Consider the following 23,635-nt stretch of genomic DNA (forward strand, 5'->3'; position numbering starts at 1 on the left):
ATACTCCCTCAATACCGGCGCCACGGCGACGATGTCGCGCGGTAGAAGGTTTTGTAGGAGATATGCCGGATGTAGACCCTCCGCATCAGCGGATCGGCCTTGGCCATCATGCGAAGGGCTGCGACCGTGACCAACCAGACCGCGACGCCGAACAGCGCCGCATACCAGGTCAGGACGACGAAGATTAGGATGACGGCGGCGAGCGCGGTCACGAGGACAAGCTCGCGATCGGCGCCCATCAACAGGTTGGGGCGCGACAGTGCTCGATGCACCCGCGACCGGGTGAGGTTGGAACCGGGTTCAGCCATGACTTCCCTCCCCTGCCACGGACGCCATCGTCACGGCGAAAGAAACGACCGGAGCAACACCTGCCTCGCTGTGGCGCTCGCCGATCGACGCACCGGTTGAGCCGAACAGAGCGACGATCTGGGTGGCACCGAGGAGAACGCCGCCGACCAGGGCGACGTAGCAAAGACGACGGGCAAAATCGTTGAGTTCTCCGCCGAAGATCAGCATGGCGCCGGCGATCGCGACCGCAGCAAGCGCGATGAAGCCCGCGACAGGGCCGGTGATCGATTGCTGGATCTGCTGCAGTGGCGATTCCCACGGAAGACCGCCGCCACCTGAGGACGCGAATGCGGGTTCCGAAAGGCTGAAGGAAATGGCGGCGACCGTGATGAGTGTGAGAATGGGATAGGTCTTACGCAATATGGCTGTCCTCGTCGATCTGGGCGTAATGTTCAGTCTGGTAGTGATTGTTGCGGTATCCCTCGATATGGATCACCTCTCGGACCCGCCTTCCCTTTCCCGTCCGCTCGATGGAGACGACGAGATCGACCGCCTCGCCGATCACTTCCTGCATGGGCTGCTGGCTCGCTTCTGCCGTGAGCTGTTCCAGCCGGCGCAGCGCCGACATCGCGGTGTTGGAGTGGATGGTGGTGACACCTCCGGGATGGCCTGTGTTCCAGGCTTTGAGGAGGGTCAGCGCTGCACCGTCGCGGACCTCACCGACGATGATGCGGTCTGGACGTAGCCGCATGGTGCTTTTCAGCAACCGCGCCATGTCGATCGTATCGCTGGTATGCAGGGAGACTGCGTTTTCCGCCGCGCACTGGATTTCCGCGGTATCCTCGAGGATCACCATCCTATCGTTGGGTGCAGCTGAAACAATCTCTGCGATGATTGCGTTGGCGAGTGTGGTCTTGCCGGATCCCGTGCCGCCGGAAATGACGATGTTCATGCGGGCGTCGATGGCGCTTCGGATGGCAGAGGCCTGGGCCTCTGTCATCACCTTCGAGGTCACATAGTCGTCGAGCGGGATGAGGCGCGAGGCGCGGCGGCGGATCGTGAAGGCAGGTCCGGAGACGACCGGCGGAAGCAGACCCTCGAAACGATGGCCACCGATCGGCAGTTCGCCGGAAATGATCGGGCGCTCGTCGTCTGCCTCCGACTGCAACGCGTGGGCGACGCTGCCTATCACGACCTCGGCGGCTGCGGGTGTCATGATGCCGGCTTCGGCTACACTGTGCCCGAGGCGTTCGATGAACAGGCGGCCATCGGGGTTGAGCATAATCTCGACGACTGTCGCATCGTCGAGGGCGACGCAGAGTTGGTCGCCGAGTGCGTCCTGGAGCTTGCGGACAAGCCTTGGATGGGAGCGAAGCTGAGTCACGCTACGCTCCTCTCGGAGTGGCTATCAGCACAAGAGAGAGCGGACCGATAGTTCGGCGGGCGTACTCTTTCGAAGCTCTCTTGGTCCGCTGGAAGTGTGCCGGCGATGGCGACGGTATTGCCAATTGCCACGGGTTCACCCAAACGCGCCATCGGCCATCCCGCTCGGTTCAGGATGCGCTCGAAGCGCAGATCGGTGGCCGTGACGATCTTGTCGTAGCCGTTCGCTATCGACCATTCGATGATTCCGGCGAACATGGTCAGCGTTGCAAGGTGGAGCTGCCCTCCTCCCCTGCCTGAGGGCAAGGCCGTATCGACGCAGAAGCGGGAACTCTCGATCATCGCGCTGGTCGCATTGAGCGAACCACCAGTGAGCAGCTGCGGGAAGGTCCGTTCCAACATGGTCAGTCCGACTGCGGGAAGGAGGCGTGCGCATCCGACAACTCCACTGCCGCCGAAGGTGGCGAGGACGTAGGTCGGATTGAGGTCGTCGTACTGATCCCTCTCGCCGCCATCGGTGATGGTGACGTCCCATTCGAGCCGCCCGCCAAACACATGGGCGCGCAGCTGATGCATCTGTTTCAGAAGATTTTGATGCTCGACATATCGGTCGGGCGAGATGGTGAGAACCTGCATCCTTATCTCCACGTGAACTTTGTCAGGCGGGATGAAGATCACCTCAAACCACGATTGGCCATCTGCAGATCTGCAGAGGGTGATTCTGGTGAGTCGGGTAGTCGAGCCGGGAATCGAGCCAACAGAGGTGTGCAAAACGTGCCAGATTTTCTGCAGATCTGCAGTTGATCACGACTGGTCAAGCAATCAGGAACCGAGCTAATATACGGAAAGTCTTCAGCAATATTGACAGCCGTCAAATTTCGGCGAACACGTCGTTAACGTGCCGTTAACCAAAAACCTCTTGCTCGCCAACCAGAATCGACGCTTAGTGTTGCTGGCGGAACTTTGCCGGTTCCGCGAAAAATACCGCCACTGGCAAAAAATGGGTTTTGAGATGGCGAAGACCGCCGCAAAAATGACGCCTATGGTTGAAGGGCTAACTGCGTTGATGGAGCGCCACGCCGATGCGCTCTCCAGCCAACTTCAAGCACATCATCTGAAGGTATTTCCCCCGACCGCCGAGAAGGGCATTCGGACATTTGCGCCATCAGAGGCATCGAAACTGCTGGGAGTAGGTGAATCCTATCTACGGCAGATGGCGTCGGAAATGCCGGAGCTAAATGTGAGCATCAGCCCGGGAGGGCGGCGAACTTTTTCCATCGAAGATATCCATGCGCTGCGAAAGCACATGGATCAAATCGGCCGCGGCAATCGGCGCTACCTGCCACATCGTCGCGATGGCGAGCAGCTACAAGTCATCTCCGTGATGAATTTCAAGGGCGGCTCGGGAAAAACGACCACGGCTGCGCATTTGGCCCAGTACCTGGCGATGCGTGGATACCGAGTCCTGGCAATCGATCTTGATCCCCAGGCAAGTCTTTCCGCCCTTTTCGGCAGTCAGCCCGAGACGGACGTTGGTCCAAACGAGACGCTTTACGGCGCCATTCGATACGATGAGGAGCGCGTACCGGTCGAGCAAGTCGTTCGAGGGACCTATATTCCCGACCTGCACCTGATACCCGGGAACCTTGAGCTAATGGAATTCGAGCATGACACCCCGCGTGCTCTGATGAAGCGGAAGGAAGGCGACACCCTCTTCTACGGGCGAATCAGTCAAGTCATCGAAGATATTGCTGAGAATTACGACGTCGTCGTCATCGATTGCCCTCCCCAGCTCGGCTATCTCACGCTGTCGGCGCTTACGGCGGCAACATCCATCTTGGTGACCGTGCACCCGCAGATGCTCGATGTCATGTCGATGAACCAATTCCTGGCAATGACGTCGAACTTGTTGCGGGAAATCGAGAACGCCGGAGCCGAATTCAAGTTTAACTGGATGCGCTACCTGATTACGCGCTTCGAGCCGAGCGATGGTCCGCAAAACCAGATGGTCGGTTATCTTCGTTCCATCTTCGGGGAAAATGTTCTGAATTTCCCGATGCTTAAAACCACAGCGGTTTCCGATGCCGGTCTGACGAACCAGACCCTTTTTGAAGTTGAGCGCAGTCAGTTTACCCGGTCGACCTATGATCGAGCTCTAGAGGCAATGAATGCGGTCAACGGGGAGATTGAAACGCTGATTAAAAAAGCATGGGGTAGGCCCACATGAGTCGAAAAGATATCCTTGGCGTGTCAACAAACACTGCCGACCCAGCGACAATCGAAAGCAGAACTGCCAAGAACCGCTCCATGCCGCTCCTCGGAGTTGCCAGGAAAGAGCGCGATCCAGCGACGAAATTGACTGCGAACATCGGTAACGCATTACGCGAGCAAAATGAGCGGCTCGGCCGTGCCGAGGAGATCGAGAGACGTCTTGCCGAAGGCCAGGCTGTGGTCGAGCTGGAAGCCTCGACGATTGAGCCCTCTTTCGTTCAGGATCGGATGCAAGGTGACATTGAGGGTCTGCTGGCATCTATCCGAGAACAGGGCCAGCAGGTCCCAATTCTGGTGAGACCGCATCCCGAGCAGTCGGGCCGCTATCAGGTCGCCTTTGGGCACCGCAGGCTGCGGGCCGTTTCGGATCTGGGTCTTCCTGTGAAGGCAGTCGTTCGCGAGCTTACGGACGAGCAACTTGTTGTAGCACAAGGCCAAGAAAACAACGAGCGACAAGATCTAACCTTCATCGAGAAGGCGCGCTTTGCACATCGGCTCAACAAACAGTTTGCACGGGAAATCGTTATTGCGGCGATGTCGATCGACAAGAGCAATTTGTCCAAAATGCTTCTTCTCGTCGACGCCCTCCCCTCAGAGCTTATCGACGCTATTGGCGCCGCACCAGGCATTGGACGCCCAAGCTGGCAGCAGCTAGCGGAGCTGGTTGAGAAAGCTCAATATCCTTCGGAGGCGATCATATTCGCGACCTCAGAGGCAGTGCAAGCATTGCCGTCGGCGGATCGATTTAAGGCCGTGATGACCCACTTAAAGCCCGCCCGGCCGGCACGTGGCCTGCCTCATGTGATGTCGACCCCTGATGGCGATAGACTTGCTCAGGTGACGCAAAGCAAATCGAAACTGGAAATCACGATCGACAGGAGAGCTACGCCCGATTTTGCTGCTTTTGTGCTCGAGCATTTGCCGGCGCTCTACCAAGATTATCGGACTACGATTCAACGCAAAAACGGAGAATAACCCGCAAAAGAAAAGAGCCTCCTCAACGTCGCCGTCGCGGAAGCCCTTCTGTCTCTGTAGCAAGAACAGAATCGCATTTCCTCGAATCCTCGTCAAGAGTTTTTGGCACCGTTTTGGTGGGTTGATTTCTTTTGCCTGCTGAAAGGTAAAAGAAGATGCAGACCGGAAGTGTGACGACGCCATTTGGGCGGCGGCCGATGACGCTTGCGCTTGTGCGGCGCCAGACGGCGGCCGCCGAGATAAAGCACGGCAAGACCGTTGATAAATGGAAGGTATTTAGGGACGCGTCAGCCGCAATGGAGCTGCTTGGGATTCAGTCCAATAGTCTCGCGGTTCTTGATGCTCTTTTGAGTTTTTATCCAGATAACGAATTGAGCCAGGACGCACAATTGATTGTGTTTCCCTCGAACGCCCAGCTTATGCTTCGGGCTCACGCCATGTCGGGCGCCACCTTACGCAGGCATCTCGCCTTGCTAGTGGAAGCAGGGCTGATCATCCGTAAGGATAGTGCCAACGGAAAGCGCTATGCGCGTAGGGACGGAGACGGGCAGATCGAGAATGCATTTGGCTTCGACCTATCCCCTCTCCTTGCACGCTCAGAAGAACTGGCGGCCCTTGCTCAACAGGTGTTCGCCGATAGAGCAAATCTGCGGAGGGCAAAGGAGAATCTAACGATTTGCCGGCGCGATGTTCGAAAGCTCATCACAGCGGCCATGGAAGAGAGTGCTGAAGGCGACTGGCTAACTGTTGAGGACGTTTACGTCGCTCTTGTTCGCAAAATTCCGCGTGCGCCTACACTGTCGGACCTCAGGGCTGTTCTTAAAGAAATGGAGATGCTCCGGGCGGAAATAATCAACCGATTGGAAACGCAGAAATTTCCTGAAAATATAAGCAGCAATGATGCTCATATTGAGCAGCACAAACAGAATTCAAATACCGAATCCATACATGAATTTGAACCTCGCTCTGAAAAGGAGCGGGGGGCGGAGTTCAGCGGAAACGCACGACCATCGAGCGAGGCGATGAAAGCGTTTCCGCTAAGTGTCGTGTTAAAAGCCTGCCCAACGATATCGGATTATGGACCTGATGGCACAATCCGAAGCTGGCGGGACCTGATGTCGGCCGCGGTGGTTGTTCGCTCTATGCTGGCCGTAAGCCCCTCAGCGTATCAAGACGCTTGCGAGGTAATGGGTCCAGAAAATGCGGCTGCGACGGTCGCCTGCATGCTGGAGCGTGCTAACTTCATCAGTTCCGCCGGCGGCTATCTAAGGGATCTTACTCGACGTAGCGCACGAGGGGAGTTCTCGCTTGGGCCAATGATCATGGCCTTGCTAAGGGCCAACGGGCAGGTTGGCTCGCTGGCTGGTTAATGCGTGTCCCATTTCTTCAACCTAACAGCGGCGGATCCAAAAAATTCGGCATTCAACAACCAAAATGAGGGACGAGCTAAATTCCGATCGAAGGTGCGGCGAGGTCGCGGCAGCACAGGCGGGGAATTAAGGTCTGGGTCCCAGTTGACGCAAATGCGCGGGGGCGATGGCCGGATCTTTGGGGGGAGGATTATTCGGTGCGCTTAGTCAGCTTGGTATTGATCGATGTTTCACCGATAAAAGTTACCATGCCAGGGATTTGCTGAAGAAGCGCCGCCATCGCGCAATCCACGGCTCGCGCCGCGGAGGCGATCTCGGGCCGCAATTGGTGACTTGCCCTGTGACCTTGCTATTGCCGAGCCCGCGCCAGTGGAGGGATCGGTCGGCCGGTGCGAGGCGGACCACGTCACCGGGCTTGGCCATTTGGACGCATAGTTCATCCAGCCCGAGTTGCCATTGTCGGCCACGCGTTCGGCAATCCATTTGTCGCGTTGCCGCCACCTGTTGGGCCGACGCCTGAGAACCGCGAGTTCGGTGTAGGACGATTCATATTGTTGATAAATCCGACGCCACTGAAAGCGCCGGGCTGCTTGTCATACCGATTACCTTCCTATGCAAGGGTAGCCACACGCATGTGCAACTTTATTGGATGCAGCTTACCCAAGGCGCTGCTGCGTCCATTGGCTATGGAGACACAAATCCGTCTTCAGCAGAAGACTGAACACAAAAACTGTGACACGCTCAATGATTCTCTTGTGGTCAGCTGACCACGAGCATAATCCATTGAAACTAATTGTTTTTCGAGGCCGGCGAGTATCTTGACCGACTCGAGGATTTTGGCGCGAGGGTCAGACGGCAGTGGTTCAATGCGACGGACGTCATTGTTGTGGTCAGCTGACCACAACTCTAAGCCTTTGAAAGTGAAGCTTTTTATCGAATCATGAATTTCGCGCTTAGTTGCGTGAATAGCAAGTTGACTTGGGTGCGCCGTATCGCTCATCCCTGGAGGCACCATGAGTATGCTGTTCGAGCTGTTCCAGATCGGGGTATGGAAGAGCTGCTGCACCTTTAGAGCAGCGCACAATATTGGAAGCCACCAGTCGATGGCTCTATAGTTTCTCCGCCATAGCGAACCCTCGTTTTGACGGCTATAATCACGCTATGTAAATCGCCTTGGCGATATCTCGCGGGTACAATCCTAGGCAGCCTTCGACGGCGGTGTTGGACATGATCGCAGCGGAAATGCCTTTCACAGGATCGATGAACCAACTGTGTCCGTAGACGCCGCCCCATGTTACCGATCCTTTCGACATCGGAGACTCTGCCAAAACCGGGTCCTGGATGACCGCGCCCAAAAAGGAAAATCCCTGTCCTGGTTCGCCTGGGCGTGGAATGTCGCCTATCTGGTTGAGGAGTGCCGCTTTCGCCGTCTCAGACTTCAAGATGGGAGCCCCGCCCTGGCGGATGGTTTCAAGAAAGGAGATGAGATCCGGTGCCGTCCCCACCATGCCAGCGCCACCGGACTGGAAAGCCTTTGGGTTGAACAGCCGGGTCGGCGCAAAGGTCAGCAAGTTGCCATCATTGTCCGGGACTAGATGATGGTCACTCATTCTAACGGCTTTGGGATCGCCATCGGCATAGGGTGTAGCAAGTCGCCGGGGATCACTGACTGAGAACCCCGTGTCGCTCATCCCGAGCGGTCCGGTTACATGACGACGCACCGCTTCATCGAGGCTACACCCTTCGATCTGCGCGATGATCGCTCCAAGAACATCGATGGCGATCGAGTAAGACCAAAGTGTGCCCGGCACTGCCAGCAGCGGGAAGGCCGATAGCCGGCTGAAGTTCTCCTGGAAATCGAGGTCTGTATCGGAAAGGCCGCTATTGAACATTCGCTCCGGTGGCGTGGTTTTGGGGTCTGCCCCATAACTGAGGCCTGCTGTATGAGTGAGCAGGTGATGGATGGTGATATCGGCTATCTTCCCATCTGGCTGCCGAGGCTGGAAATAGGGAAGATGATCTCGTACGAGGTCGCTGAGCGACAGCCTGCCCTTGTCCATAAGGGCGAGAGCAGTCGCTGCAACGAGTGGTTTGGTGACGGAAGCGAGACGAAATATGGTCCCGATTTCGACGGGTTTCCCCATTTCGCGATCGGCATAACCCGCGGAGCGACTATAGACGGTCTCTCCGTCCTGGACGACGATCACGACAGTGCCGACGATCTTGCCTGTCTCGATCGCCTTCTCGATAATCGTGTCGATCCGAGCCTTCATCCCAACAATCCTCCCGTGGCCTACAAAGTAGACACAGGACTACATATTTCGCCTATGTCCGCAAGGCGACGCAGTGCCGGTAGGTGTCGTGTAGAACCGTAAGTGATCGCGATACCGTGCCTCACATAATCAATCGAGCCGCCCGTCCGTTCGTCCGTTCGGCATTATTGTAGTAGCTTGCGGCCTGAGCCACCGATTTATGCAGCGACTGCTGCATCGCCTCCTGCAGGGGAATACCACGGTTGGCGGCTTCGGTCAGATAGCCGGACCGCAGCCCATGCGCCGAAAACATCTCTGCATCCAAGCCAGCCAGCTTGCACCGGCTTTTCAGGATCAGGTTGATCGACTGTGGCGTCAGCGCTCGCCGGTCGATATTGCCCCACTGGTCGATCCGCCGGAAGAGCGGTCCGCTCTCGATCCTCGCTTCTTCAATCCAGCGCTTCAACGCGACAACCGACCGACCGATCGGAACGACATGGGCCTTGTCTTCAGCCGTCGTTGTCTTCGTGCGGCCGACATTGACGGTCAGCATGGTAGGAGAGGGGAGGCGGGGTTTCATGGGTCGGCATGCACCGGTTCGACCAGATCCTCGACGCACAGGTCGGCGACTTCGGAACGCCGGCGGCCGCCGGAGACAAAAGCATGCTATATGGCACGTTTCTAGATCGAGGCACGAAGATCGCATCCTGGCGATAAGAGGCACGCTGATTGCCTCTTATGGCGGAAACGACGAAAAGCTGCGTGTCTTGAGGAAGGCAGGCCATGCAACACCAATTTGCACGGTCTGGGGCCTTGAAATTAAGCAGGCGCCGCTCGCCAGACGCAGGCGAATACACTTTCCTATTTCTTGGCTTCGGGCATATTCAATGTGTATCGCGTATGGCGTCGCTCGCCGCTCCGGATCATTGCTCCCTTTTCTACCAAATCGTGAAGGTCACGTGTGGCAGTGGCGCGGGAGGTTCCGGTGATCGAGATGTAGTTTTCGGCGCTTAAACCTCCTTTGAAGCCTTCGATCCCTTCTCGAAACATACGGGAGACGAGCTTGTCCTGGCGTTCATTGAACTGACCGCGAAATCGGTCATAGAATTTTCCTTTGCGGATATAAAACGCGATACGGGCAAGGGTCGCTTGCTGTGCGTCTAAGATGGTCCGGGAGAAATAGACGAGCCATCCAGTTACGTTGAGCGTGCGCTGATTTACCTCAAGTTCGCCGTAATACGCCTTACGGCCCTTTTCAATGGTGTATGCAAGTGAGGTCAGGCTCGGTTGTCCGATACTTTGCGCGAGCGACTTTTCGGCCAGCGCTCGGCCTATCCTGCCATTTCCGTCTTCAAAGGGATGGATACTTTCGAAATAGAGGTGACCAATCCGGACACGATTTGCATTGCATCGTCGTGCGTCCGATAGCCGCCGATCGTCGCAATGTGACGGTTTCCGGCCATCAGCATGGAGTGCCAGCGAAAGAGGGTCTCATGAGCGAGCGGCTTGGACCAGGTCTCGAAGACGTCGATCATCATCTCGGCGATCCCACGTTCCTGAGGCCGGATTGCTCGGTTGTCGGCGTCAAGGCCAAACTGCCGGCGTAAGGACGACTGCACGCTCAGCCGATCGAGCATCTCGCCTTCGATCTCGGAGGTCTTGACGGCCTCGTCGCTTAACAGCTCAATGCGCAGCGACTGACCATCCTCGTCATCAAAGTGCCGCACGGCGCCTATGATCTCTCCCGAGGATCTGAGAAATTGCCGCTCGAGCGGCTCGATCGCTTCAAGGTCATAGTTAAAGTGCGGCCAGCCGCTCTGCGTCCAATTCCAGTGCATGAGTTATAGCCATCGTTTCTATAACTCAAATTTACATAGTTTGTGAGGTATAGCAACGGAGTCTATCGCTCATCGTATGTCAGTCAAGGCAAGGATTGGCAGTTTGGGCTACACCATCAGACGCGCCGCCCGCCCGTTCTTTCGTTCGGCATTGTTGTAATAGCTCGCCGCCTGGGCCACCGATTTATGTAGCGACTGCTGCATGGCTTCCTGCAAGGATACGCCACGATTGGCCGCCTCGGTCAGATAGCCTGACCGCAGCCCATGCGCCGAAAACATCTCTGCATCCAAGCCAGCCAGCTTGCACCGGCTTTTCAGGATCAGATTGACCGATTGCGGCGTCAGCGCTCGCCGGTCGATGTTCCCCCACTGGTCGATCCGCCGGAAGAGCGGTCCGCTCTCGATCCTTGATTCTTCAATCCACCGCTTCAACGCGACAACCGGCCGGCCGATCAGAATGGCATGCGCCTGATCTTCAGCCGTCGTCGTCTTCGTGCGTCCGAGATTGATGGTGAGACACGGCAGGAGAGGGGAGGCGGAGTTTGCCGGATCGGCATGCACCGGCTCCTCGTCGACGAGATCCTCGACGCGCAGGTCGGCAACTTCGGAGCGCCGCCGGCCGCCGGAGGCAAAAGCGGTGAACAACAGGGCGCGATCGCGAACATCCGCGAGGCGCTCGCCGTCGCAGCTGGCCAGCAGCTTTGCCAGGATATCACCGGTGACGGCTCGTTTGCTCTTGCGGCGGCGTTGCCGCGGCGCGGCGCGCACGGCCAGGCGCAAGGCTGACTTCAGCGAAGGTCCGGAGAACGCTCCTATCAAACCACGCCAGCGGGTGAGGATCGACCAGGAGGTCAGCCGCCGGCGGACAGTATCGGGCGCGTGCGGGCCCTCGACACGCAGCAGGCCTTTGGCGCGCAATCCGATCTCGACGTCATCTGGCATGCCGTGGGAAGAATCCTCGGCCCGTTCGACCGGATCCCAGAGATGATGGGCGACGAATTTCAATAGCAAGCTTTCTGGCGCCGGCCAGGGGAGGGGCGCGCCGGTGGCTAGCTCGCACCACGCTTCGAGATAGCCGAGATCAGAGGCAAGCGCCCGCAGCGTATTGGCGCCCATGCCCTCCTTGGCGAGATGCTTGAGGGTGGCGACATCCTCGTCCGTCAGCAGCGTTGCCAGCTGATCGCGGCGGGCAAAGGGCAGGATGGCGTCGAGCGCATCGAGTTCTTCGGCGCGCGTCAGGACGGCGTCATCAATGCGGACGTCTGCGCTGTTTCCCTTGAGATCAATCATGCTTTTGTTGCCGCCAGCGTGCGATGATCTGTTCGATCTCGCTGCGATAGTCATAGGGATAAACGACATCCTCCTCGCGGGCGAGAAAGGTGAAGACCGTCGCCATGTCCTCGGCGATGTCGCGATCGACATTGGCAAGATCGGTGAGGTCGAAACCGCCATGCACCTCGGCGTTCCACCAGGCGAGCAAGAAGTTGGCCACCCGCCGGCTCTGGCCGGTATCCTCCTGGGCGATATTAAGCAGTTTTTCCAGGGCAAAGCGGACGCGATCTTCCATCGGACCCTCGGGCTCGGTTTCGTGATTAGCCGGCCGAGGCCGGATGTAGTTTTAGGTCCGTCTGGCCGAAATCATTCCCCTTGAAGAGCAAGGGCGCCTTTGCAATCGCGGCAACGGCGTACGAATAGCAGTCGCCCATATTAAGGCTAGCTGGATGGCGACCTTTACCAAACAGGTCGAAGGCCTTCTCGGCAGCATAATAATGCCGCTCTCCAAAGGCCACCGCGGTCACATTTGGCAACGCCACGAGCTGTGAAATGATGGTCGCGGCGTTGGGAAAGCTCTTGCCGGTCAACACCATTCGGGCCTCAAGCAAGGTCGGCCAGCCAATGAGGACCTCCTCACGGGTGACGAGCGCATGAAATCGTTCAGCTTCGGGCTCTCCCAGTGACGTGGCCACAATGACAGACGTATCGACGGCGATCATTTCGGCAAGCCGTTTTCGTCGTAGAGATCATCGTGGGCGGAGGTGGTGCCGGATGGCACGGACCGTCGGCCCTCGGCCATCAGCTCCCAAAGCGTATCGGCTGGCGTCTGTGTCGGCTTTTGCCGCAGTTCCTGGTCGTAGTGCTCTAGCGCGATTTCGACGAGCTTGTTAATCGGTTGGCCGGTACGTCTGGCCAGCGCGTGCGCCAGATCGCGTGCCTTGGTGCTGCGGATGGAAAGCTGGGGTTCGGCCATTTTTGAACGCTCCTGGCGCGGATTTCACGGCGCAAAGATAGTGTTTTGCGGCGAAGATAGCAAGGTATGGCGACGAGATGGCTCACTATCGATACTTGATACCTATCGATGGTTAGAACATCAATCGCCAATCGTACCATGTGAGGAACTTTAATATTCAGATAGAATTCGTTTAGCAAATCGTTTACCATAATTTCAATGGCTTACGATCTCACGAAAATCAGTATGACTGCCCTGATACGGCCCGCTTTTGAAGCCGGTGTCGCTCTGACCCGTCTCGATGAGCGCATCGCCCGTTCGCCGGTCGGTCAGGGCTTCCTCGAACGGACCCAATTCACCGATGCCTGCGCTTCGCTGTGGATCGACGGCGAACTCGTGCATCTCGAAGATCTCGTCCTTCACGACGCCACCCGCGACATCCGCACCCCGACCCATGAACTGACAATCGCTCGCGACGTTCTTCGCACCCGCCGGCGCATCGCCGCTCAGTCACCGGACTGGGCGCTCTCGGCAGACGGTGTCCGGACGCTCCGGCAGACGGAGCCAATGGCGTCGATGGGCGCCGACCAAGGAGAGGCGGGCAGTGCCCTCCGGCGCGTGGTTGCGATCGATCCGGAAGGGGAGGGGAACGATAGTGACGACGCCGAGATTTTACCCGGCGTCGACTATGCCGCCATCGATGCTCTGCTCGCGCGCTCTGACGCCGCGATCGAACGAGCCAAAAAGCCCGGCCGGGCTCCGGCCGAAAAAGATTCGATGATCTATGATCTCGACTGGGACGAGGATGCGCGGCTTGACGAATGGCGCGGCGTGCTGCGCCAGGCCGGACACCTGCCCGCCGTGATGCAATCCATCGTCGCCCTCGATGCCTGGAACGAGATTTCGGTGCTGCAACACGCTGCCTGGCTCGGCCGCCTCTTGGCCGCGTCGATCCTTCGGGAAGCCGGCATCACCACCGGCGCCCATCTCGCCGCTATCAATCTTGGCCTGAAAACCATTCCGGTGGATCGGCGCCGGCATCGCGATCGGGAAACCCGGCTGCTGGCTATCGCCCGCGGGCTTTTGGCGGCCGCCGAGATCGGGCTGAAGGAGCATGACCGGCTGGCATTGGCTCGGCAGATGATGGAACGCAAATTGTCGGGAAGACGAACGTCTTCAAAACTGCCGGAGCTGGTAGAGCTCGTCATGGCAAAGCCGTTGTTGTCGGCCGGGATGGTGGCGAAAACGCTCGAGGTGACGCCGCAGGCGGCGCGGCGGATTGTTTTGGAGCTGGGCTTGAGGGAGATGACGGGGAGGGGGAGGATTCGGGCGTGGGGAATTTTGTGAGTTGGGAGGGGATATGGCTGGATCAGTTCACCAGTTGACGGGCTGGCTGGGTTGCCTTGCTCGCAGGAGTCGAGAGTCGAATGGTCGCGGCAAAGCGTGGAGCATTCTCCACTCAACTCAGGATCGAAAGCGGCTTGCGTTCCAGTAATTTGTTGCTATCATGATTTCATGAAATGAGGACGTCGAATGCGCGCCACGAGCAAGACTGCGGGTGAGGAAAGCCTGCAGATTACAGTTCCATCCTCCACCAAAAAGAGTTTGAAAATGAAAGCCGCTGAAAGCGGTGAAACGATGCGGATCATCGTTCTACGTGCGCTTGCGGCTGCAGGGATCCAAGTCCCCGCCGAGGAATTGCAGACCCCGAGGAAGCCGAAGTGAAGATCGACGTCCGGGAATTTGATGCCCACCCCCGAGCTGAGTCTACGGAATCGAAAGTTGTTGCGTGCGACCTTTTTGCTGGTGCTGGCGGTTTTTCGCTGGGGGCTTTTTTAGCCGGTATCGAGGTCGCCGCCGCCGTCGAGTGGAATCGACATGCATGCAACACGTACCGTGCAAACCTCATAAAAACGGGTCTTACCAAAGCCCATTTATTCGAGGGCGACATCGCCGACTTGGACCCTCTTGATGTACAATCAACGATCGGTGTCGAGAAGCACTGCGACATTCTACTTGGAGGCCCACCGTGCCAGGGTTTCTCCGCACATCGCCTCAACAACACAGGTGTAGACGACCCCCGGAATTCGCTGCTCCTGCGGTATTTTGAGTATGTGAGGGTTCTCCGTCCGACGTTCTTTTTGGTCGAGAATGTACCTGGGCTGCTTTGGCCGCGGCATGCTAAATTCGTCGACGCTTTCTATTCATTGGCCGACGCCGCAGACTACGGAGTTATGGCGCCGACCATATTGAACGCCCGAGATTTCGGCGTGGCGCAAAATCGACGCCGAGTTTTTCTGTTGGGTTACGACCGTAAAAGGACGGTGGCCCCATCATGGCCTCCTCCTCCGACGCACGCAGCTCCAGACTCGGGCTCCGGGCTCCCGGCTTGGTTGAGCGCCTCGATCGCGTTCGAGAAAGAGTGCTTGGACGGCGATATGAACAATATCCATATGAGCCATGGAAAGGACCTTTTGGAAACGTTTGCCAAGACTCCGCCGAACGGCGGCTCTCGGAAACAGTCTGGGCGGATACTGCCGTGCCATGAGCGTCACGTCGGGCACCACGATGTGTATGGCCGCATTGATCCGTCGGTACCTGCCCCGACGATGACGACGGCATGCATCAATCCCTCGAAGGGTCGCTTTGTACATCCCACGGAAGATCATGGGATTACACTGCGCCAGGCCGCCAGGCTGCAGTCGTTTCCAGATTGGTTCACGTTCGAGGGCGGTCTTATGGCCGGAGGAGTTCAAGTGGGAAATGCCGTCCCAGTCGAGTTAGCCAAGGCTCTCTTAGAACCATTGAAAGCCGCAGTGCTGCAATTGCGCTCGGCCGCGAATGTATCGGTTGCAGCATGACAGAGGGAATTGCCTTCCAGACTCGCGCGCGCACGATCGATCACTTAGGCCGCGGCCAGATCGCTGACGCTCCCACCGCAATTAGCGAGCTATGGAAAAATGCTTATGATGCGTATGCGCGAAACGTTGCGCTCCATGTATTCGATGGAGATCCCGACATCGCCGCAATCGTGGATGATGGCATCGGAATGGACCGAGACGATGTTGTCCGCCGATGGCTGGTAATCGGAACAGAAAGTAAAATCGAGGAATTCGACAGCGCTCCCGTGGATACGCTCGGCTTGCCCGCCCGACCGCGGCAAGGTGAAAAGGGTATCGGGCGACTTTCGGTCGCGTTTCTGGCTCCAGGAACTGTTCTCGTTTCTAAAAAGCCGTCGTCTGAATTTGTGGTCGTTCTGGTCGATTGGCGGCTTTTTGAGAATCCCTTTATCTCGCTCGACGATATTCGGCTGCCGGTCGCAAATTTCAAATCGCCTGACGAACTGGTCGCAGGCTTAGAGCCGTTGCTGTCGACGTTGAATGCTAATTTCGGAGACGACAAATCGGAGCGCGGTAAGCGTCTCGCGGAGGGGTGGGCACGTTTCACCGATTATGAGACCAGGCAGGGCGTGACCGTTCCGACATCGGCTTCCATTAAAACGGCCTGGACGACTATGCCTCTTCATCGCAGGCATCTCGATGAATGGCCTGTGTTTGCCGGCGCTTCTAGGCATGGCACCGCTATGTTCATGGTAGGATTGAACCACGAATTAGGGGTTTGGGTCAGACCTTATGAAACCGGAGAGGAGGTCGACGAGGTCAAAGACCGCCTGCGTCAAACGCTGACCGGCTTCACGGATCCTTACTCGGAAGCGCGTCCGGAGTTCAACTACGAGGTCGTAGTTCATCGTGGCGACGACAGCAATAAGCTTCTAGCCGCTGACGACATCTTCGGGATCGATGCGCTTCACGATCTGGAGCACTACATTGAAGGAAGTTTCGATGAACGCGGAATTTTCACTGGCCGTGTTGTGGCATTCGGGCAAGACCTTGGCACGAAGACTTTCGTTCCCAAGAGGCCACCACCTGTCCGCGGCAAGGATAAGCTCGGCGCATTCGATTTCACCATAGGGACCTTCGAAGTCGATGAGCGCCGCTCCACGCACGACGAAAATCAGCACGCATTCATTTTGGCGCAAGCGGAGAAATTTGCTGGTGTTTCGGTCTATCGGGATTTTTTGCGGGTGATGCCGTATGGGCGTCCGGACGCAGATTTCCTGGGGATGGAGGAACGAAGGAGCAAGAATGCAGGGCGAGAATTTTGGGCTCACCGACGTAGCTTCGGTAGGATCGGCGTTTCTCGGGTCAGAAATCCAGCGCTAAAGGACAAAGCGGGACGCGAGGGGCTCGTCGACAATCGGGCGTTTCGGGAGATGCGGCTCCTTGTGGTGGAATTCCTGAAGGATGCCGCGCGGAGATATTTCGGCTCCGACTCTGCGATGCGGGACGAGGTTCTTCCCGGGATCATGGAGCGAAAAGCGCTTCAGAAAGAGGCTGCCGATCAGGCTCGAAAGCGGCGCCAGAGAGGCATGCGTCAGTTTCTGCGTTCGCAAGCCAATCCATTGGAAGACGCGATAAGACGCGCCGACGCCCTTGTAGGACTGGCCAAAGATACCCTGCACTCCAAGGATAAGATCCAGGCAACGGTTCTGGCTGCACGAGCTCAGGAAATGCGGGTGGTTGGCGAAAGTCTTCGCCCGCCCGTCCCGCCCGCACGGCTCGGCGATCTCGAACAGCAATGGCGGGACTATAGGGACGGTTATCAGACGTTACTGGACAAGCTTCAGGAACTTGCCCGCCTCACCGCCGAAGTTGATGCTGCTTTGGAGGGAGAGCAGCCGAAAGAGGTCCTCGCGCGGAGATTTGAAGAACAGCGTTCCGCTCTCCAGGAGCAGCTTCGCGGCTACATGGATTCTATAGATGAGCGATTGGCTAGACTGAGAGATGTATGGCGAGAACATGCAAATTCGGACGGTGCCGAGATGGTAAATCGCGCTGGCCACCTTCTCGGAGCCAGTGTTTCCACGGCCAACCTGCTGAGCATGCTCAGTCTGATCGATGTCCATAGGTCTGAACTGGGCGAAACATTCGCGGGAAAATATCAGTCGTTCCTGACAACACTGGACCAACTGATCGACGGAATCGACCTTGAGGGCGCCTATGCCGTTACAGAAGACGATCGAGCTGACTTGGAAGAGCAACTTCGCGATATCCGAGCCGTCGCACAGGTCGGAATTACCGTGGAGATCATCGGCCATGAGTTTGAAGCGCTCGAATCTGAGGTAAGGCGAAATCTGGCAAAGCTGCCCAGAGCCGCCATGGATACTGATGCCTATAAGCAGGCAATGCGAGCTCACTTGGCTCTTGCGGACAGATTGCGTTTTTTGGCGCCCCTCAAGATCGGCGGTTACAGAACGCGCGAGCCAATAACCGGAGAGCAGATTGCGACTTATCTGCAGGAGTTCTTTTCAAATATCCTTGCGGACCAACGAATAGACTTCATAGCAACGGCGACATTTCGTAAGATATCATTTCGTGATATTCCGTCGCGAATATATCCGGTCTTCATAAACTTGATTAACAACGCTATCTACTGGACGTCGCAGTCCAGTGATCGCCGTATTACTATTGATTTCCAAGATAACTTAGTCATCGTGAGCGACTCCGGCCCTGGTGTAGATCCCGAGGATATTCCGAGGCTCTTTGAGCTGTTCTTTTCAAGAAGGCGTGCAGGGCGTGGTGTTGGCTTGTTTCTCAGCCGAAACAATTTGGCGGTGGCTGGGCACAAAATCCGATATGCCGACGCGAATGACCCGGTGGTCTTAGGCGGTGCCAATTTTATAATAGAATTAAAAGGGGTCGAAACGAATGCCTGATGCAGCTTATGAGGCGGCCGTTAAAGAGACGTTCGAGACTAAACCGTTGCGAGCGGTCTTAATGATAGACGACGAGTTTCCTACTTTTGGCGATCTTGCGAGAGGAAGGGATGACACGAAAAAATTCAAACAAGCCGATCGCGCATTGGCGCTCTACGAAGGTTTTCGAAAGCGCGACATGATCTGCGACGTCGAGAACGACGTAAAAGACGTTCATACCGAGCGTTTTCGCAAGAGCGATCTCATAATACTTGATTATAATCTTGGACCAGGCGAGGACGACAATGAGCGATCTGTCGCCATCCTCAGGGCTTTGGCGGAGTCGAAGCATTTCAACACCGTCGTGGTATACACCTCGAAGCCGGAGCAAGATGAGGTTTGGCTCGAAATCATCGCTAGCCTTGCTGGCGGCTGGAGCGCTGACTTGGATCTCACTGGTGATGCTGCAGTACACTGGGATCGCTTGAGTGAAGCAAAAACTTTGCCTACGGCCTCTTTAGATGCGGTGATGCAGTTTGCCAAGCGTGGCGAACTCCGTGACTTAACAGGCCCGGTGCGGGCCGCTGCACAAAAAGAACTTACCGATCTTGGCGTGCCTCCGAATACGTGCGGCGAAATTATTACCGGGTTGATCCATCGGGAGCTTGCGAGGCGCGCAGGAAAATATGCCCGAAGCGAACGGCGTTTGGCGACGGGCGGCTACGAAGGCGGGAACCGTTGGCTCCAATCGAGGAATTGTTTTGTCGCCATTTTGAAGAAAGTCGATATAGGCGAAGATGGAGACGACCCGGCCGGGATTATGGCTTGCCTAAGCAATGCACTTCTGGCCTGGCGGCCGAACCTTTTTCAGATACTTATATCGGAGATTCAAAATATACTGGAATTGGAAGCGCTTGCCACCGAAGATCAGCACCTCCGGGATGGAGAAACACAAACGGCTCTCTGGTTCTACCTTCTGGATGCGCTTGGCCAGCTCGACCTAACAGGGGAACCAGACGTAAAAGTCCCCCTTATGAGCATAATTGATAAGATCGTGGATGGCATTCGGCGCAGGCTATCGAGCGATCCAGATCTTTTACGGCTTGCGAGCGGTGCCCTCCTGGGGGAGTTGCGGGATAAAGGATGGACCAAGGACACGTGGCCTAAACGCGGTGAGAGCGCGCTTTACAAAGGTTCATCCGAGCTGACTCGATCCAGTGGCACGGAGAAGCAGATCGACGTTATGTTCCGGTTGAACAGCTTCTTTAGCACTGAGAAGTTTCGACGTGCTCATATCACCACAGGCACAATCTTTAGAGAAGCTGAAACGCAAACCTATTGGGTTACTGCCTCGCCCGCTTGTGACCTAGTTGCGCGCCAGCCGAGCGGCGAGCAGCCATGGGCCCATTCCCTTCACCCCATGACATCGGTGGTCGCGATACTGCTGCATGAGGTAACGGATCATCGAGGCGCCCTGACCGCTGCGGCCCAGGGAAGACACATATTCCTTGAAACCGAGGAAGGACGAAAGGTATTCAAGCTGGAGAACTCCGATAGGCAGCCAGCATATGAGTTCCTTTTCGCGATGAACGAAGGACGGGTGCGAGACGAAAATGGCAGACAAGTATTTTCTGCAGCTCGTCTTAAACCAGCGCTTGATGCGAATGGTCAAGCGGACGGCTCGCAGCGCGTCCTAATCGAAAAAACCTATGAGATCGTCGATCAGCTGCGAGGCCTGAATGCTACCCGCATCTTGCAGATGGCCGGAAGTCACCTATCCCGGATCGGACTCGATTTTGTGAGCATGCCGAGCGGTTGAAGCCCCTTGATCAGACTAACCGAGTTGACTGACGGAGTTTTGCTAAGCTAGTAGGACGGCTGACATGGCAGACAAGCTGACTCCGGAAGCGCGCTCGGTTTTGATGGCGCGAGTCAAAAATAAGGACACTAAACCTGAAACAATAGTTCGCCAGACGGCGCACGGTCTTGGGTTTCGCTTTAGGCTTCACGGAAAAGATTTACCCGGGCGTCCCGATCTCGTTTTTCGAGGAAGGCGTAAGGTGATTTTTGTTCACGGGTGCTTTTGGCACCGGCACGACTGCGCTCGGGCGACAGTTCCCTCGACCAACGTGGCTTTCTGGGTAGACAAGTTTGCAAAAAACGTGGCGCGCGATAGGTCTGTCCTAGACGCCCTCCACCAAATGAGATGGTCAACGCTGATCGTATGGGAATGCGAGACGAGAAATCGAGAGGAGCTTGCTCAGAGGCTGACTGGATTTCTGCAGACGAGCGCCCAGTGAAGGTCGACTCGGTACTGGACATCGACGGTCGTGCAGAAGCATGTGTGACCGGGGTTTAATCACCGCTGTGAATGTCGCGAAAACTTGTAATTGCTGCGACGAGATTGGCATGAACCCAGGCGGCCTTCTCGTCACGAGTGAAAAGTCCGTCGAAATACGTGGCATACACTGCAAAACCGAGATCGATGAGATCATTGCTCATTCGATCCATGCGCACCACCGCTTGACTGCCGCCCCGGATCCACCAGAGCAGATTGATCACTATCCCCAGCGCATACCGAAAGAGATAGGCCCGGCATACGACGGTTTCGTCGAGGCCCTCCCACCGGACTTCGTAGTGGCCTGCCAAAGTTTCCCAAATTTGCAGCGCGGCGCCGAAGATGGTGAGAATCATCTGTCCGGTGTACTTGCCGGCCGTCCTGATAATCCGAATCTCCTTATGATTGAACATTTGCTCCTGCATCTCAGGAAAAGACACGGCGATGTCCGTCGCGCCTTCGATCAACGAAGGTTGCAGGGTTCGTGCCCAGTCCCATAAAGAGTTCAATTGAGCCGCCGCCAGATCGCCCATTGGTTCGTCGGATCTTACGAGGCGAACAAACTCGCCAATCTCGCCCTCAGGTCCGTCAAAGATCAGTCGGTTCAGATCCTCAGCGACCGCCGGATCCAAGCGCGATATATGGCCGCCGGACCGAAGAAGGATCACCTGCTCAGGATGATCGCCGACGACAGATAGCCCCAATCTCAGCCCTTCCAAGGATTGCTGCTTGTAGAGTTCGTACCACGCAAAATCCGGGAGTATCGCCAGATTGCCGCTTTCTTGCGTAAAGTAACGGCGGAGTTCGTCCGACTGCAGCATATTGCTGTCGATCACGTAGGCTTTCATGACCACCCTCGTTGAACGCGTGCCAATTTCTAGCGCTCCCAGCGAGTTTCAGTAGCGAGATACTCCCATACGACAGTCTTCACCGTGACGGAATCGGACCAGTCTATAGAATAGCGGTAGCGACCCGGCTCGACCGTAATCCAGCCGCCGACCATCGCTTCGTCGTCGAGCAGTTGGACGGTCATGCGACTTCCGACCTCTGGCCAGACTGAGAGTTCCGTGCCAGTACCGACAGTCTCGAAGGCGTCACGCTGCTCTCGACTCAACTGCTCCAGTGGTACGAATGCAACGTGATTAGGCGCGTCGAGCAGCGGCTCGCCGATTTCGTGATAGGCGTGGCCCCGAGCGTTCTTTACAACGACGCGCCGTACCTTGTCGGTGTCGGGAAAGAGGGTGAACGGCTGGAGATTTTCGAACAAAAGAAGCTGTCCGTCCGGCCTTCTCTTCAGGGATCGGACTACGTGCCGGTTACTGCGCAGAACGGTTGCCGCTTCGGGATGTTTCGTCGGATCGGGATAGAGGCTTCCAGCCATGACCGCGTGAAGCACGCAGAGAAGGTAGTTCTCGTCTGGCGAGAAGCTGGAATTGCAGCGCCTACAGACGATAATCTGTGGCAGATAGTCCATTTCATTCCCCGCGCCGCTGTCATAGTCGGCGCCCCGTTTTCGAAGTGTTTTCGTCAGGAGCGACTTGGTCGGAACATGGTCGCGATTGCTTTGGATGTCGGCAATCACCGCGCCACAGTGGATGCACCACGCCTTCAGCCGATCGTCAGTGAAATCCTCAATTTCTCGCACCCACCGAATCCTTCGCTAGTGTTGTCTGTCTTCACGGTGAGCGATCACTTGAACGAAGGCAAGGAATCTCCTCGTAACCATCGAAAGCTGCGAATCCGCTTCCGGCGCAAAATCAATCACTCCCTCAAGGTCGAGCCGATTATGCTATTGATTAATTTGCGGCGAGGGACCTTTGAATAACAGGGCCGCAGGTTCAAATCCCTTCAAGGCGAAGGGGCGTCCAGAATTGTTGGCCGCCCCAGATGCGGCATCAATCAGGCCAGAACGCGGATGACGGTTTTTCCTGCGCGCCGCTCCGTTGAGGTGAGCGCGGCGACAGCGTCGGTCAAGGTTGTGATCTTGCCGACATTTGTACGCAGTCTGCCGTCGCGGACTCGCTGAACGATCTCGGACAGTTGGTTCCGATCGGCCTCTACCACGAAATCAACCGTGGATCCGTTTGCGGGCCGAACATTGGTTGGCCCGACCACAGTCACAAGCGTTCCGCCGGTTCTGATCAGGGCAACTGACCGCTTCTGGATGTCGCCGCCGATGACGTCGAAGATGAGGTCCACGCTGCCTATGTCCTCAAGCCTGTCATTTGCAAGATCGACGAATTCGTTCGCCCCAAAGTCGAGAACCTTTTGACGGTCGGCAGTGCGCCCGGTACCGATGACATAGGCGCCGGCTTCTTTTGCGAGCTGCGTCACGATCGAACCGACGGCTCCGGCTGCACCGTGCGCCAGAACTGTTTGTCCCGCCTGAAGACGGCCATGCTGGAACAGACCCTGCCATGCAGTCAGCCCGGAAATCGGCAGACTGGCACCGACGGTGAAATCGACATCGCCCGGCAGCGGCGCCAGATTGCGAGCCTCCATGGAGACATATTCGGCAAGCGTGCCGTCGCGGTACCAGTCAGCCAGGCCGAATACGCGCTGGCCGATCGACAGGCCCGTGGTGCCGTAACCCAAAGCCGTGACCACGCCAGCCACCTCATGACCAAGGATTGATGGCGTCCGATCATGCGAGCTGCGATCGGTCCAGGTGGACGGCCATTCGAGTTCGGTATTGACGAACCCCGCCGCATGAACCTTGACAACGACGTCGTTGATGGCGGTCGTTGGCTCGGGACGTTCCACCAGTTTTATACCGGCAAGCCCCGCCTCCGGGTTGGTTGCTACAATGGCTTTCATGGGACGCACTCCTTAATTTCCGTTGCGTTGAAAGATGAATTGGGAACCACGAGCCGATATCGGCCTCGTGCAGGTAGTTGCCGCTCGACTGTGGCTTGGTTGATTGGATGCCGACGGACGA

At 56.9% G+C, this 23,635-nt stretch carries 23 protein-coding genes and 2 pseudogenes; 10 read left to right on the forward strand and 15 right to left on the reverse strand.

Annotated features, from left to right (window positions below):
• Window positions 1–8 precede the first annotated feature (8 nt).
• From AC13QE_RS25005 to traI, 4 genes are read right to left on the reverse strand one after another with little or no spacing between them, the layout of a single operon-like run.
• Window positions 9–308 carry a conjugal transfer protein TrbD gene (locus tag AC13QE_RS25005; protein WP_488485701.1) on the reverse strand — a complete coding sequence of 100 codons (300 nt, stop codon included), beginning with the start codon at window positions 306–308 and terminating at the stop codon, window positions 9–11.
• Window positions 301–711 carry a conjugal transfer pilin TrbC gene (gene trbC, locus AC13QE_RS25010; protein ID WP_488485786.1) on the reverse strand — a complete coding sequence of 137 codons (411 nt, stop codon included), beginning with the start codon at window positions 709–711 and terminating at the stop codon, window positions 301–303. Before trbC ends, AC13QE_RS25005 begins: the two co-directional genes overlap by 8 nt.
• Entirely contained in the window at window positions 701–1,672 is a 972-nt protein-coding gene (gene trbB / locus AC13QE_RS25015) for a P-type conjugative transfer ATPase TrbB (RefSeq protein ID WP_488485702.1), read from the reverse strand. Before trbB ends, trbC begins: the two co-directional genes overlap by 11 nt.
• Complete coding sequence (gene traI, locus AC13QE_RS25020; protein WP_488485703.1) at window positions 1,669–2,307, reverse strand: acyl-homoserine-lactone synthase; 639 nt, start codon at window positions 2,305–2,307, stop codon at window positions 1,669–1,671. The genes trbB and traI overlap by 4 nt, the downstream gene beginning before the upstream one ends.
• Window positions 2,308–2,683: 376 nt before the next feature.
• Here traI and repA point away from each other — a divergent pair, with 376 nt between their 5' ends.
• The 3 genes from repA (at window position 2,684) to repC (ending at window position 6,287) form a co-directional block, all read left to right on the forward strand.
• Window positions 2,684–3,898, forward strand: coding sequence for a plasmid partitioning protein RepA (gene repA, locus AC13QE_RS25025; RefSeq protein ID WP_488485787.1), 1,215 nt, complete (start codon window positions 2,684–2,686; stop codon window positions 3,896–3,898).
• Window positions 3,895–4,917 (forward strand): plasmid partitioning protein RepB, encoded by a 1,023-nt coding sequence (repB, locus tag AC13QE_RS25030; protein WP_488485704.1) that lies wholly within the window; start codon window positions 3,895–3,897, stop codon window positions 4,915–4,917. The genes repA and repB overlap by 4 nt, the downstream gene beginning before the upstream one ends.
• A 155-nt stretch (window positions 4,918–5,072) precedes the next feature.
• Complete coding sequence (repC, locus tag AC13QE_RS25035) at window positions 5,073–6,287, forward strand: plasmid replication protein RepC (RefSeq protein WP_488485705.1); 1,215 nt, start codon at window positions 5,073–5,075, stop codon at window positions 6,285–6,287.
• 706 nt (window positions 6,288–6,993) lie between these two features.
• On the opposite strand, the gene AC13QE_RS25040 is transcribed toward repC, so the two are convergent.
• The 8 genes and pseudogenes from AC13QE_RS25040 to AC13QE_RS25075 form a co-directional block, all read right to left on the reverse strand.
• Window positions 6,994–7,287: a hypothetical protein gene (locus tag AC13QE_RS25040; protein ID WP_488485706.1), complete on the reverse strand. Its 294-nt coding sequence runs from the start codon at window positions 7,285–7,287 to the stop codon at window positions 6,994–6,996.
• A 154-nt stretch (window positions 7,288–7,441) separates the two neighbouring features.
• Complete coding sequence (locus tag AC13QE_RS25045) at window positions 7,442–8,560, reverse strand: serine hydrolase domain-containing protein (protein ID WP_488485707.1); 1,119 nt, start codon at window positions 8,558–8,560, stop codon at window positions 7,442–7,444.
• A gap of 121 nt (window positions 8,561–8,681) precedes the next feature.
• A pseudogene (locus AC13QE_RS25050) lies at window positions 8,682–9,202 on the reverse strand (tyrosine-type recombinase/integrase); the annotation flags it as partial.
• Window positions 9,203–9,400: 198 nt separating this feature from the next.
• Window positions 9,401–10,377 (reverse strand): annotated as a pseudogene (locus tag AC13QE_RS25055) (Fic family protein).
• Window positions 10,378–10,485: 108 nt separating this feature from the next.
• Window positions 10,486–11,667 carry a site-specific integrase gene (locus AC13QE_RS25060; protein ID WP_488485708.1) on the reverse strand — a complete coding sequence of 394 codons (1,182 nt, stop codon included), beginning with the start codon at window positions 11,665–11,667 and terminating at the stop codon, window positions 10,486–10,488.
• The gene (locus AC13QE_RS25065) at window positions 11,660–11,944 is read right to left on the reverse strand and encodes a DUF7673 family protein (protein WP_488485709.1); all 285 of its coding nucleotides are present in this window, start codon (window positions 11,942–11,944) and stop codon (window positions 11,660–11,662) included. Before AC13QE_RS25065 ends, AC13QE_RS25060 begins: the two co-directional genes overlap by 8 nt.
• A 25-nt stretch (window positions 11,945–11,969) precedes the next feature.
• The gene (locus AC13QE_RS25070) at window positions 11,970–12,371 is read right to left on the reverse strand and encodes a type II toxin-antitoxin system VapC family toxin (protein WP_488485710.1); all 402 of its coding nucleotides are present in this window, start codon (window positions 12,369–12,371) and stop codon (window positions 11,970–11,972) included.
• A complete protein-coding gene (locus tag AC13QE_RS25075; protein ID WP_488485711.1) occupies window positions 12,368–12,625 on the reverse strand; it encodes a type II toxin-antitoxin system VapB family antitoxin in 258 nt (85 codons plus the stop codon). The genes AC13QE_RS25070 and AC13QE_RS25075 overlap by 4 nt, the downstream gene beginning before the upstream one ends.
• 189 nt (window positions 12,626–12,814) lie before the next feature.
• Here AC13QE_RS25075 and AC13QE_RS25080 point away from each other — a divergent pair, with 189 nt between their 5' ends.
• From AC13QE_RS25080 to AC13QE_RS25105, 6 genes are all read left to right on the forward strand, one after another.
• Entirely contained in the window at window positions 12,815–13,951 is a 1,137-nt protein-coding gene (locus AC13QE_RS25080) for an RHE_PE00001 family protein (RefSeq protein WP_488485788.1), read from the forward strand.
• A gap of 186 nt (window positions 13,952–14,137) precedes the next feature.
• Window positions 14,138–14,329, forward strand: a complete 192-nt coding sequence (locus AC13QE_RS25085; protein ID WP_488485712.1) for a hypothetical protein — start codon at window positions 14,138–14,140, stop codon at window positions 14,327–14,329.
• Window positions 14,326–15,465 carry a DNA cytosine methyltransferase gene (locus AC13QE_RS25090; protein ID WP_488485713.1) on the forward strand — a complete coding sequence of 380 codons (1,140 nt, stop codon included), beginning with the start codon at window positions 14,326–14,328 and terminating at the stop codon, window positions 15,463–15,465. The genes AC13QE_RS25085 and AC13QE_RS25090 overlap by 4 nt, the downstream gene beginning before the upstream one ends.
• On the forward strand, window positions 15,462–18,380 hold the full coding sequence (locus AC13QE_RS25095) for an ATP-binding protein (protein ID WP_488485714.1): 2,919 nt from the start codon (window positions 15,462–15,464) through the stop codon (window positions 18,378–18,380). Before AC13QE_RS25090 ends, AC13QE_RS25095 begins: the two co-directional genes overlap by 4 nt.
• Window positions 18,373–20,178, forward strand: coding sequence for a response regulator receiver domain (locus tag AC13QE_RS25100; protein WP_488485715.1), 1,806 nt, complete (start codon window positions 18,373–18,375; stop codon window positions 20,176–20,178). The genes AC13QE_RS25095 and AC13QE_RS25100 overlap by 8 nt, the downstream gene beginning before the upstream one ends.
• A 64-nt stretch (window positions 20,179–20,242) precedes the next feature.
• Window positions 20,243–20,659 (forward strand): very short patch repair endonuclease, encoded by a 417-nt coding sequence (locus tag AC13QE_RS25105; protein ID WP_488485716.1) that lies wholly within the window; start codon window positions 20,243–20,245, stop codon window positions 20,657–20,659.
• A 55-nt stretch (window positions 20,660–20,714) separates the two neighbouring features.
• On the opposite strand, the gene AC13QE_RS25110 is transcribed toward AC13QE_RS25105, so the two are convergent.
• Together AC13QE_RS25110 and AC13QE_RS25115 are read right to left on the reverse strand one after the other, a co-directional pair.
• Window positions 20,715–21,545 carry a hypothetical protein gene (locus AC13QE_RS25110; protein ID WP_488485717.1) on the reverse strand — a complete coding sequence of 277 codons (831 nt, stop codon included), beginning with the start codon at window positions 21,543–21,545 and terminating at the stop codon, window positions 20,715–20,717.
• Window positions 21,546–21,574: 29 nt separating this feature from the next.
• Window positions 21,575–21,730, reverse strand: coding sequence for a hypothetical protein (locus tag AC13QE_RS25115; protein WP_488485718.1), 156 nt, complete (start codon window positions 21,728–21,730; stop codon window positions 21,575–21,577).
• 105 nt (window positions 21,731–21,835) lie between these two features.
• Here AC13QE_RS25115 and AC13QE_RS25120 point away from each other — a divergent pair, with 105 nt between their 5' ends.
• Window positions 21,836–22,522: a hypothetical protein gene (locus AC13QE_RS25120; protein WP_488485719.1), complete on the forward strand. Its 687-nt coding sequence runs from the start codon at window positions 21,836–21,838 to the stop codon at window positions 22,520–22,522.
• 74 nt (window positions 22,523–22,596) lie between these two features.
• Here the strand turns inward: AC13QE_RS25120 and AC13QE_RS25125 are convergent, their stop codons facing one another.
• Entirely contained in the window at window positions 22,597–23,514 is a 918-nt protein-coding gene (locus AC13QE_RS25125; RefSeq protein WP_488485720.1) for an NADP-dependent oxidoreductase, read from the reverse strand.
• Window positions 23,515–23,635: the final 121 nt, after the last annotated feature.

It is taken from the genome of Martinezella sp. CNPSo 3957, assembly GCF_057784395.1.